Below are 11,940 nucleotides of genomic sequence, written 5' to 3'. Positions count from 1 at the left end.
TCCGCCCCGCGCAACCCCGGGGCCCTTCTCCGGGCCCGGTCCGCCCCCGGTGCGGCGCGCCCGGGCCCACCCGGGCGGGGTCCGGTGGCCCTCGGGCCGGAGCGGCGGCAGCGCCCGCCCGGACGGGCGGCGCGGAGCACCCGCGGGATACGGCGACGCCGGGGACGGCCCTCCCGGGCCGTCGGCCCCGCGGCGGGCTCCGGGAGAAAACCCCTGGGTGCCGGGGCGTTCGCGCGCTCGGCCGTGCGGCCGGACGGTCGGCGCGGCCCGATAGGCTGAACGCATGACCCGAGCCGAGCAGCCAACGGCCCCCGAACCCACTCCGGACGAGACCCTGGTCGCGGACTCCCGCGAGCGTGCCGTCCGCGCCCTGCTGCGCCGGCCGCAGTTGCGGCGGTTGTGGAGCGCACAGCTCGTGGGGGGTGTCGGCGACATCCTCGCCCTCCTGGTGCTGGTCGTCCTCACCGTGCAGGCCTCGGTCGGCACGGACGCGCTCGGCGGCGGCTACCGGAGCATGGCCTTCGCGGTGACGGCCGTGTTCGGCGTCCGCGTCCTCGCGACCCTGCTCTTCGGCGCCGTCCTGCTCGGTCCCCTCACGGCGCTCACCGCGCCGAGCGGCCCGCTGGACCGCCGGTGGACCATGGCCGGCGCGGACGGACTGCGCGCCGCGCTGCTGATCATCGCCCCCCTGTGGACCGACTGGACGCCCGGCAACGCGGTGGTGCTCCTCCTGGTGACCGTCTTCGTCACCGGCGCGGCCGACCGCTTCTGGACGGTGTGCCGGGACGGCGCCGCGCCCGGCCTGCTGCCCGCCCCGCCGCCCGAGGGCGCGGCCGTCCGTCCGCTCCCCGACCACCTGGGCGCCCTGGACCGCCTCTGGCTGCGCACGGGCTTCGTCGCGGTGCCGCTGGCCGCCGCCGCCCTGGTCGTCGCCGGGCTGCTGAACAACCTGCTGGGCACCGCCGTGGACTGGTTCTCCGTCCACCAGGCGGCGCTCGGCTCGTACGTCGCGGCGGGACTGTTCGCCGCCTCCCTGTCCGTGGTGGCGGCGCTGGAGCTGCCCGGCGGCACCCCGCGCCCCCGGTCGCCGCTGGAGGGGCTGCGCCGCCCCAAGGACTCGGCCGGGACCGGGCCCAAGGGGCGCGCCGTCGCCGACAGGGGCCGCACCGGAGCCCTTCCGCTGCTGGTGGCCGCCTGCGCGGTGACCGCCACCGCCGTGGCCGCCGCGGTCGGCGTGGCCGCGCCGCACGCCATCGACCTGGGTGGCGGCCCGGTGCTGTTCGGGCTCATGGCGGGCGCCCTGACCGGCGGTGTCGTCGTCGGCATCCGCACCGCCCCCGTCCTGCTGCCCGCGCTGTCCCGGCGGCGGCTGCTGGCCCTGGCCATCGCCGTCGTCGGCGTCGCCCTGCTGGCCGCCGGCCTCGTCCCGGACGTCACCACCGTGCTGCTGCTCCTGCTGCTGGCGGGCGTCGCGGCGGGCGTGGCCGCCAACACCGGGCACGCGCTGCTCGACCAGGAGACCGAGGACCGGCGCCGCGCGCGCACCACCGGCCACCTGCACGCGGTCGTCCGGGTCTGCGTGGCGCTCGCCGTGGTCACCGCGCCCGCGGTCGCCGCCGGCATCGGGCCGCACCGTCTGCAGAGCGGCAGGTTCGTCTTCGCGCACGGCGGTGCCGCCTTCACCCTGATGCTGGTCGGCGCGCTGCTGCTGCCGGTGGCCGCGCTGGTGCTCGCCAAGGTCGACGACCGCTCCGGGGTGCCGCTGCGGCACGACCTGCGGGACGCGCTGCTCGGCGGCGACGACCCGGAGCCCCGGGTCGCGCCGAACGGCTTCTTCATCGCCCTGGAGGGCGGCGACGGCGCCGGGAAGTCCACCCAGGCCGAGGCCCTCGCCCAGTGGATCCGGGACAAGGGCCACGAGGTCGTCCTCACCCGCGAGCCCGGCGCCACCCCGGTCGGCATACGGCTGCGGTCCATCCTGCTGGACGTCTCCAGCGCCGGGCTCTCGCACCGCGCCGAGGCGCTGCTGTACGCCGCCGACCGTGCGGAGCACGTCGACACCGTGGTGCGGCCCGCCCTGGAGCGCGGCGCCGTGGTCATCTCCGACCGCTACATCGACTCCTCGGTCGCCTACCAGGGCGCCGGGCGCGACCTGTCACCGGTGGAGATCGCCCGCATCAGCCGCTGGGCGACCAACGGCCTGGTGCCGCACCTGACGGTGCTGCTGGACGTCTCCCCGGAGACCGCCCGCGAGCGGTTCACCGAGGCGCCGGACCGGCTGGAGTCCGAGCCCGCCGAGTTCCACGCGCGTGTGCGGTCCGGTTTCCTCACGCTGGCCGCCGTCGACCCCGGGCGCTACCTCGTGGTGGACGCGGGCCAGGAGCCGGAGGTCGTGGGCGCCGCCGTGCGGGACCGGCTGGACCGGATGCTGCCGCTGTCCGAGGCCGAGATCAGGGCCCGGGAGGAGGCACGGCGCAAGGCCGAGGAGGAGGCCCGCCGCAAGGCGGAGGAGGAGGCCGCCCGCAAGGCCGAGGAGGAGCGCCTGGAGCGCGAGCGGCTGGAGCGGGAGGAGCGGCAGCGCGCCGAGGAGGAGGAGCGCAAGCGGCGCGAGCTGGAGGAGGCCCAGCGCCGCGAGGCCGAGCGCCAGGCCGAGGAGGCCCGCCGCAGGGCCGAGGAGGCGCACCGGCGCGCCGAGGAGGAGCGGGCCCGGCTGCTGGCCGAGGAGAAGGCCCGCGCCGAGGAGGAGGCCCGCCGCGAGGCGGAACGCGAGCGGCTCCGCAAGGAGGCCGAGGAACAGGCGCGGCTGCGGGCCGAGGCCGAGGCCCTGCGCCTGGAGAAGCAGCGCAAGGCCGAGGAGGCCCTGCTGCGCGCCGAGGCGGCGCGCCGCGCGGCCGAGCAGGCGGCGGCCGCCGCCGCGGTCGGCCCCCGCTCCGCCGCACCCGCCGCGGCGGACGGCCCGCGCCGCGCCCCGGCGGCTCCCGCCCGGCGCGCCACGCCGCCCGGCGCGGACGCGGTGACCGAGGAGACGCCGCTCGTCGCGCCGCCCGGGAGGACCGGGGAGCCCGGCGGTTCGTCGGAGGACACGGCGGTGCTGCGGCCGGTGCGGGACGACCGCGCGGGCGGGCGCGACGGCCGGGCCCGGGGCGGGCGGCCGTCCGAGTCCGAGGTGACGGCGGAGCTGCCGAAGCCGGTGCCGCCGGGCGCTGCCGACGAGACGGCCGTGCTGCCCGCGGTGACACCGGGCGACGAGGACGGGACCAGGGTGCTCCCGGCCGTTCCGCCGGGTGCGGCCGACGAGACGGCGGTGCTGCCCGCGGTGCGCGAGGAGGACCCGGCCGACCGGGTGCCGCCGGGGTACTTCCGCGACCAGGGCGCGTCCGGGCCGCGGCGCGGCGAGGCGCCGCGCGGGCCCGACGACCGGACCCGGGAGCTGCCCCGCGTCGACCCCGACCAGGCGCCCCCGCGCAGGCGGCGGTCCGACTGGGCGGAGGAGACCCCGCTGGACGACCTCCCGACGCTCGCGGACGAACTGCTCGGCCCGCGCGGCGACCGCTGGGACGACGGCGGCGACGGCCCCCGGGGGCCCCGTGGCGGACCCGGCGGCGAGCACCGCGGCGACGGTGACGACCGGCGCGGCGGTGGCCGCGGCGGGAAGGGCCGGGGCCGGGGCTGACCGTGACCGGCCGGGGCCGGGGCCGGGGCCTCCGGCCGTGCAGGGCCGGGCCGATCCCGGCCGTGACCGGTCGGAGTCGGTCGGGACCGGCCAGGACCGGCCGTGACCGGGCCCCGGAGGGCTGGGACGTGAACGGCTGGGACGTGAGGGCCGGGATCTGCGGGCCGGGGCTCCCGCCCGCTTCGGAGGCGGGGACGCTGCCGGCGACGGCCGTGGCCACCGGGCCGGGGACGGCCGGAGCGGTCCGGCCGGAGCGGCCCGGCCGTCCGGCGGCACCGGAGGGGCCGGAACCGCCGGAACCGGGGGAGTGACCCGGGCCCCGGGAGGGCCTCGGGGAGGGCCCCTCCTCGCACGCCCGGCACCGTCGGCACGCGCTGTCGGTGCCGACCCGCACAATGGGGGACGCGGCGTGACCGGTGCGCGCCGTGCCGCCGGCGGTGGTGCCCCGGGCGGTGGAGCGAACGTGAGCGTGACGGAAGGACGGCGTGACCCATGACCGTATGGGACGACCTCGTCGGGCAGGAGAGGGTGAGCGACCGGCTCGCCGCCGCCGCCCGGGACGCCGACGCCTTCGTCACCGCAGCCGCGGCCGACGGCCCCCTCCCGCAGGCGTCGAGCATGACGCACGCCTGGCTGTTCACCGGCCCGCCCGGCGCCGGGGTGGTCCGCGCGGCGCGGGCCTTCGCCGCCGCGCTGCAGTGTGTGAGCCCCGACCGGGCGCTCGGCGGCGTGCCCGGCTGCGGCTTCTGCGACGGCTGCCACACGGCGCTGATCGGCACCCACGCGGACGTGAGCACGGTGGCCGCCGTCGGCGCCGAGATCCTGGTCAAGGACATGCGGGACACGGTCCGCAAGTCGTTCACCTCCCCGGCGAACGGCCGCTGGCAGGTCATCCTCGTCGAGGATGCCGAGCGGCTGAACGAGAAGTCCGCCAACGCCGTCCTCAAGGCGGTCGAGGAGCCCGCCCCCCGGACGGTCTGGCTGCTGTGCGCCCCATCCGTCGAGGACGTCCTGCCCACGATCCGGTCCCGCTGCCGCCACCTGACCCTGCGCACCCCCTCGGTGGAGGCGGTCGCCGACATGCTCGTCCGGCGCGACGGCGTCGAACCGGCCGCCGCCGCCGAGGCCGCCCGCGCCACCCAGGGCCACGTCGAGCGGGCCCGCCGCCTGGCCACCGACCCGGCGGCCCGGGAGCGGCGGGCCACCGTGCTGCGGCTGCCCCTGCGCGTCGACGACGTCGGCGGCGCGCTGCGTGCCGCGCAGGAACTGGTCGACGCGGCGGCGGCGGACGCGAAGCAGTTGGCCGAGGAGACCGACACCAAGGAGACCGAGGACCTCCGGACCGCCCTCGGAGCCGCCCAGGGCGGCCGGATGCCGCGCGGCACGGCCGGGGTGATGAAGGACCTGGAGGACATGCAGAAGCGCCGCCGGACCCGCACCCAGCGCGACAGCCTGGACCTCGCCCTGACCGATCTCACCGCCTTCTACCGCGATGTCCTGGCTCTCCAGCTCGGCTCCCGGGTGGCCATCGCCAACGCCGACGCCGGGGACGCCCTGGAGCGCCTGGCCCGGGGCGGCACCCCGGAAGCCACGCTGCGCCGCATCGAGGCGATCGGCGCCTGCCGCGAGGCCCTGGACCGCAATGTGGCCCCGCTGCTCGCGGTCGAGGCGATGACGATGGCGCTGCGGGCGGGATGAGAGCCGAGGGGAGAGCGCCCGGGAATGAGCGCCGGTCCGGGGAGGCCGCGGCCCTCCGGGCCCGCCGAAGCCCCGCGCGGGCTTCGCTGGCCCCCTGGTCGGACCCAGTCGGACCCCGGGCGCCGGGTTGACGCGGTAACTCGTAAGTGGACGCACGGCGACCGCGCCACTTCGGAGCGTTACGCTCGCGGAATGCACACACGGCGCACCCACCGCAGGACTCGTACCGGCACGGCACGCACCGGAGCCCTCCTCCTCGCCGCCGCGCTGCTCGCCACCGGCTGCTCGGCCGGTGGCGGCTCGACGTCCGCCGGCTCGGCGGCCGAACCGGCGGGAGCGACGGCGGCGGCACCGGCGCTCAGCCCGCTGCCGCGGGCCACCTCCGCAGCCCTGGCCCCGTACTACGGACAGAAGCTGAGCTGGCGGGACTGCGGAGTGCCCGGCTTCCAGTGCGCCACGATGAAGGCGCCGCTCGACTACGCCGAGCCGTCCGCCGGGGACGTCCGGCTCGCCGTCTCCCGCAAGAAGGCCACCGGCCCCGGGGAGCGGCTCGGCTCCCTGCTGGTGAACCCGGGCGGCCCCGGCGGCTCCGCGATCGGCTACCTCCAGCAGTACGCGGGCATCGGCTACCCGGCGAAGGTCCGGGCGCAGTACGACATGGTCGCCGTGGACCCCCGCGGGGTGGCCCGCAGCGAGCCCGTCGAATGCCTCGACGGCCGCAGGATGGACGCGTACACGGAGACCGACGTCACCCCGGACGACCAGCGCGAGATCGACCGCCTGGTGGACGCGTACCGGGGCTTCGCGGAGGGCTGCGGCGCCGACGCCCCCAAGCTGCTGCGCCACGTCTCCACGGTGGAGGCGGCCCGGGACATGGACGTCCTGCGGGCGGTGCTGGGCGACGAGAGGCTGACATACGTCGGGGCCTCGTACGGCACCTTCCTCGGGGCGACCTACGCGGGCCTCTTCCCGGACCGGGTGGGCCGCCTGGTCCTGGACGGCGCGATGGACCCCTCGCTGTCCGCGCGGCGGCTGAACCTGGAGCAGACGGAGGGCTTCGAGACGGCGTTCCGGTCCTTCGCGAAGGACTGCGTGCGCCGCTCCGACTGCCCGCTCGGCGACCGGAGCACCTCGCCGGAGGAGGTCGGCAGGAACCTGAAGGCGTTCTTCCGGCGGCTGGACGCCAAGCCGGTCCCCACCGGCGACGCGGACGGCCGCAGGCTCACCGAGTCCCTGGCCACCACCGGGGTCATCGCGGCGATGTACGACGCGGGCGCCTGGCAGCAGCTCCGCGAGTCGCTGACGTCCGCGATGAAGAAGGACGACGGCGCCGGACTGCTGATGCTGTCCGACAGCTACTACGAGCGCGACGCCGACGGCGGCTACAGCAACCTGATGTACGCCAACGCGGCGGTGAACTGCCTGGACCTGCCCGCCGCCTTCTCCTCCCCGGAGCAGGTCCGCGACGCCCTGCCCGACTTCCGGAAGGCGTCCCCGGTCTTCGGCGAGGGCCTCGCCTGGTCCTCCCTGAACTGCGCCTACTGGCCCGTCCGGCCCAGCGGCGAGCCCCACCGCATCGAGGCCGCCGGCGCCGCCCCGATCCTGGTCGTCGGCACCACCCGCGACCCGGCCACCCCCTACCGCTGGGCCCAGGCCCTGGCCGGCCAGCTCTCCTCCGGCCGCCTCCTGACCTACGACGGCGACGGCCACACCGCCTACGGGCGCGGGAGCGAGTGCGTCGACACGACGATCGACACCTACCTGCTGCGCGGCACGGCCCCCTCCGACACCAAGACCTGCCCCTGACCCACCCCTCCGGAACGGGTACGAAGCACTCGGCGGGACTGTGTAGACTTACGCACGTTGCTGATCGCACCGCGGTGCGTCCAGCGCGCCGCCTTAGCTCAGATGGCCAGAGCAACGCACTCGTAATGCGTAGGTCTCGGGTTCGAATCCCGAAGGCGGCTCAGTGAAGGCCCAGGACAGATAGCCTCTGACCTGGGCCTTTGTGCTTTTCATGATCCACTCCTGCGGGTGACGCATCCTGCTCGGGGCCTCACGATCGCCCTCGGTGGACAACCGGTGGACAGGCGGGCAGCGGGCGTGCAGACCGGTGGACAAGCGGATGGCCGCCGACGAGGGATGTGGGAGCGACTTCAGAAGTGCATCCGTGGTTCACGGGCAGCGCTCCGTTGCGAGCACACTTGGGGGGTTCCTATAAACAGGCGGTGTCGCGGCGCCGCCTGGTGAGGAATCTGTCGGTCGCGATATCGCAGGAGGATTCGGTCGTGTCCGTGATGCCTTTCGACGCGGAGGCCGGCGAGTTCGTCCCTGGCATCCCAGGGGGACAGCGTGCAGCTCCTGCAGGGCGAGGGCACGATCTGCCTCCAGGTGGGGCTGGGGGTGAAGGCGCCCACCGAGACGAAGACCGGCAGGATCCTGGCGTTGCAGGCCGACCGGCACGGACTCGGAAACCCGTACCAGCGGACGCTCTTCGGGCGGTACAGAATCGCGCTCGTTCACGTCTGAGAAGGGAGCCGAGCGCCCGGCCCCCAAGTTCCTCCTCGCCTCGGCCTAAGCGTTGTCCCGTAAATGATCTACGACATGCCGGATGACCAGCGTCGTTGCCTCTCATCCGCCCAGCGTGAGGTTCTGCAGGCGGGCGATGCCGAGCATGGCGTGGTGTACGCCGTCGCCTTTGAGGCGGCAGTCGCGGAGGATCTTCCAGGTCTTCATGCGGGCGAAGGCGTGCTCGACGCGGGCGCGGACCTTGCGGTGTGAGCGGTTGTGCTCTTCTTTCCAGGCTGGGAGCTCGCTCTGGCCGCGTTCGCGGCGGTGCGGGATGATCAGGCCGGTGCCGCGGTAGCCGCCGTCCGCGATCACGGTGGTCTTGCCGACAGCGGCCTTCGCGCCCGAGATCTCCCACGCTTTGCAGTCGTTGCGGTTGCCGTTGACCGGCCGGCCGACGGCGACGACCAGCCGGGTGTCGGCGTCGATGACGACCTGGTGGTTGGTGGAGTACCGGTAGTTCTTGGACTGCTCGGCGATGGTGTGGTCGCGGGTCGGGACCAAAGTGCCGTCCACGATCAGCACGGTGTCCTTGCGGAACCGTTTGCGCTGCTGGAGCGCGAGCGAGGGCGCGAGGTGGTCGATGATGCGGTCCGCTGCGGACTTCGACACTCCGAACAGCGGCGCCAGTTGCCGCAGGGTCAGGTTCGTGCGCCAGTACGCGGCGACCCGCAGAACCCGGTCCGCCAACGGCAGCGACCAGGGTCGGCCCTTGCGGACCGGGTCGGCACCCTCGCGCCGTAGTGCGGTGACCAGCTTGCCGAACTGCCGCGGGCTCAGCCCGGTGAACGGGGCTATCCAGGAGGGCTCCGACGCCGTGATCACACCAGCCACAGCAAGATCATCTCACCCCTGACCAGCAGTTACGGGACAACGCTTAGCTCCACGCCATCAAGGAGGCCTCCGGTCGGCTATCTGCTCAGGATCGAGCGCAACCTGCAACCCGCGTCACTCGTCCAATGTACTCCCGGAGTCTCGCCCGGTATCTCGGTACTGATGTGTAACGGCGCCCCCGCCGGAGCAGCTGATGCCCTGGCGGCGGGATCTATTGCGACCGTTCACTGAAGTTCTCTTGAGGTGCTGATTGGTTCAGTCAGAATCGACCGGAAGAAGGGCGGTCAGCGACTCCACCGGGACGGGGTACTTAGTCTTCATGAGGTCGGAGTAGGAACGAAGTGCCCGGCTGATCTGCACCTTTGTGCGCGGGGCCAGGTGGACCAAAAGCAGGTCGTAGAGAAGTTGGGTGTGGTCCTTGCCACTGGCCATCTTTCCCTTCGCTTTGCCGTCAGGGGTCTCGATCCACATCGACGAGAACGGCGCCGATGTCATTCTCCAGTCGAGATCCGAGAGGCGCTTCATCAAGTCCCCCCACTCCATTGTCTCCTGCTCCAAGACATGGCGTACTGCCCGCGCTACGGTCACTTGGACCGCTGGGCGCATGAAGGGGTGGCCGGCACCGTCTCGGCCCTTTGGCGCGCGCACGTCCCTGGGACCTTGGGCGGTGAGGTAGCGCTGACGTAGATTCCCACAGGAGTCGAGGAGCTCCTGGACGCGTGTAGACAGGATGTCGTAACTCTGATCGAGGACTTCATCCGTGGCCCGCTGCTTCGACTCGCTCAGGGTGCACGGGAGATCGAAGCCGATCTCCTTGACGATGTCGTAGAGAACACTGATGGCGCTCCAGGCCGGGCTCGCAGAGGAAATCGAGCGTCCCGCGAGCACAAGTTCGCCCTCTTGGCCGACCCTGCTGAACACGTTGACGACCTTGTCCCGGCTCAGGAACTCGTGCTCATCAAGCAACTGGCGAGTAAGGATCGCAAAGCTGTCGTCCTCGTCGAGAGCGATGTTCTCCTGGGCATTGGTGCTTTTGGCGTTGCGGTTGATGTTCGTGAACAACCGCCGCGTGCGGCGACGCCCGTCGGGTGTGTTGAAGTGCGGCACGACGATGACGTTGATGTCTTCGCCACCGAGGTCAGGGTCGCGCTTGATCGCATCCTTGATCGCCTTGAGCCGGTGCTGACCATCAAGGGCGAAGAACTGCTGGGTTCCGTCGAAGGTGAGCACACCGAAGTTGCGGTCGAGGCCATCAAGCACAGCCTGGTTCTCCGCGTCCGCATCCATGGTCAGCTCGAGATAGTTGGGATCCCCGCCCCAGACCGCGACAATGATGGCTCCGAGGAAGCGGTTTTCGTTGGTGAGCAGGTAATCGGTGATCTGAGCGGTACGGGTGCCGACACCACGCTGGATCATGGTGCCAAGGTCTTGGTTTCCTCCAAGTTCATGCGCGAAGCTGATCTCTCGCGCTACCTGCGCGTAGCTCATCAGGCAGGAGTAGTAGGTCCAGTTGCCCACCTGGGCCTTGAAGGCGGGGACGAAGGTCTTGGATGCCATGTCTTCCTCGATGTCGGGATGCTGAAGTCAGCTATCGCGCAGAGCTGGTTGGGGGACGCTGCTGAGCCGAGCACGCAGCTTCGGCCGGTTCTGGTTGTTGAGAGGTGGGTTGTACAAGGTGATCAGACGGGCCTCAAGATTTTTGATCTTGGCGCGGTCCTCAACCGTCGCGAACCAGAACTCCAGCGGGCGCAGGGCAAGGTAGTGCGTGAGGCGCCCGACACGGGTGGTTGGAGGCTCCTCGGTCCAGAGATGCTCGGGATTGCCTCGAAGGTGCTTCTTGTAATCCTTGTACCGATTCCGCAACGTGTTGCCGCGCTGGCCTGACCCACCTGCCTGGCCTATGTAGAGCACCTGGTGAAAGCTGCTCCGTGTGTCGTCAGCCATCGCCAGGCTGATCGACGGACGCCAGACGAACATGTAGAGCCCGGCCTCATCAGGAAGTGCGTCGCCGAGGCTCTCGACTGCGAGGGCATGCTCCCAGAGAGAGGCATGCTCCTCCAGGTCGTCCTGCAGAACTCGATGGGCTGGGACATCGAGCATGGGAGCGATGCCCAGTTGGATGTCCAGCGAAGGGCCGGCTTCAGCGCGGTGGCGGATGACGGAGCGCACGTGGGTGTTTGGTGTCGCCATTCCTCAAGGCACTCCGGCTGCATGGGTGGTAGACGGAGGAACATCCTTACACGCGGCACTGACAGTCGGTGCGATGAGACGAAAGTAGGCCCCGATAGTGATCAACCGTCACTATCGGGGCCCACTAGGCAACTTGGGGCCAATCAGAGGTGGCAGACCGAGCAGCCGGCCTCGTCGTCGTCCGCGTCCAGGGCGTCGGACAGGACCTCCAACAGTGGTCGGTTCGGCTTGACTCGCTTGGCCGCGCGCTCCAAAGCGGCCTCGTGCTTCGCCTGGATCTCCTCGCGGCGCTCTATCAGCTCGGGAAGAGATTCCCCTTGAGACCAGGTGTAGTCCCGCCCCTGCATCGCCGTGTGCCGGTACCGGACCTTGTCCTCGTAGGCGACGGCCTTGTCGTACAGCTCAGGGTGCCGGTCCTTGAGGCCGACCCACTCGTGCTTGCGCTGGAAGAAGCAGAAGTAGCAGCCCGAGCGGGTGCGCCACTCGTAGTAGCCGGGCAGACCGATGCCGGCCTCGTCGAGGATGCGCATGACGCCGTCCTTGTCGATGCCGTCCTCGCGGAAGGGGAACACGGCTTCGATGTTAGGCTTGGTGCTCACGTAGCCCAGTCGGTTCTCATCCGCACGGATGGCGACGTAGGAGATCACCTCGTCATCACCGACCCACTCCTCCAGCGGCTTGATCTTCAGATTCTTGGTGCACCAGCGCATCTGAGGACTCGGCAGAGTGCCCTGGTACACCTCCATCCAGTGATCGAAGTCGCGATCGGCGTTGAGCCGCACGATGGGCTTGCCGAGTGCCGCCTCAAGACGGTTGAGGTATTCGTAAGTCTCCGGAAGCTCGGCTCCCGTGTCGCAGAAGAAGTACTCCATCTCCGGAACCCGGTCACGCATGTGGATCGCAAGGGCAGAGGAGTCCTTGCCTCCCGAAATACCCAAGACGTGCCGGACCTTCTTGGGAGTTGCGTCGTCAGCCAT

General features: G+C 72.0%; 8 protein-coding genes and 1 tRNA gene. 5 read left to right on the top strand and 4 right to left on the bottom strand.

Annotated elements, in window-relative coordinates; translation table 11 throughout:
- Positions 1 to 283 precede the first annotated feature (283 nt).
- The 5 genes from tmk (at position 284) to ACZ7LB_RS03615 (ending at position 7,900) form a co-directional block, all read left to right on the top strand.
- Entirely contained in the window at positions 284 to 3,673 is a 3,390-nt protein-coding gene (tmk, locus tag ACZ7LB_RS03635; protein ID WP_471465202.1) for a dTMP kinase, read from the top strand.
- A 492-nt stretch (positions 3,674 to 4,165) separates the two neighbouring features.
- Entirely contained in the window at positions 4,166 to 5,371 is a 1,206-nt protein-coding gene (locus ACZ7LB_RS03630) for a DNA polymerase III subunit delta' (RefSeq protein ID WP_471465201.1), read from the top strand.
- A gap of 192 nt (positions 5,372 to 5,563) precedes the next feature.
- Positions 5,564 to 7,177, top strand: coding sequence for an alpha/beta hydrolase (locus tag ACZ7LB_RS03625; protein WP_471465200.1), 1,614 nt, complete (start codon positions 5,564 to 5,566; stop codon positions 7,175 to 7,177).
- 87 nt (positions 7,178 to 7,264) lie between these two features.
- A tRNA-Thr gene (locus ACZ7LB_RS03620) sits at positions 7,265 to 7,338 on the top strand.
- 385 nt (positions 7,339 to 7,723) lie between these two features.
- On the top strand, positions 7,724 to 7,900 hold the full coding sequence (locus ACZ7LB_RS03615; protein WP_471465199.1) for a hypothetical protein: 177 nt from the start codon (positions 7,724 to 7,726) through the stop codon (positions 7,898 to 7,900).
- Between the two features lie 102 nt (positions 7,901 to 8,002).
- Here ACZ7LB_RS03615 and ACZ7LB_RS03610 read toward each other — a convergent pair whose 3' ends face one another.
- The 4 genes from ACZ7LB_RS03610 to ACZ7LB_RS03595 form a co-directional block, all read right to left on the bottom strand.
- Positions 8,003 to 8,773: a transposase gene (locus tag ACZ7LB_RS03610; protein ID WP_471465198.1), complete on the bottom strand. Its 771-nt coding sequence runs from the start codon at positions 8,771 to 8,773 to the stop codon at positions 8,003 to 8,005.
- A gap of 255 nt (positions 8,774 to 9,028) precedes the next feature.
- Complete coding sequence (locus ACZ7LB_RS03605) at positions 9,029 to 10,330, bottom strand: DNA sulfur modification protein DndB (protein ID WP_471465197.1); 1,302 nt, start codon at positions 10,328 to 10,330, stop codon at positions 9,029 to 9,031.
- A 27-nt stretch (positions 10,331 to 10,357) separates the two neighbouring features.
- The gene (locus tag ACZ7LB_RS03600) at positions 10,358 to 10,963 is read right to left on the bottom strand and encodes a hypothetical protein (protein WP_401810613.1); all 606 of its coding nucleotides are present in this window, start codon (positions 10,961 to 10,963) and stop codon (positions 10,358 to 10,360) included.
- Positions 10,964 to 11,106: 143 nt separating this feature from the next.
- The gene (locus tag ACZ7LB_RS03595) at positions 11,107 to 11,940 is read right to left on the bottom strand and encodes a phosphoadenosine phosphosulfate reductase family protein (RefSeq protein WP_125054996.1); all 834 of its coding nucleotides are present in this window, start codon (positions 11,938 to 11,940) and stop codon (positions 11,107 to 11,109) included.

Source organism: Streptomyces sp. NPDC107521, from assembly GCF_055598485.1.
This window is presented reverse-complemented; position numbering and strand designations above follow the sequence as displayed.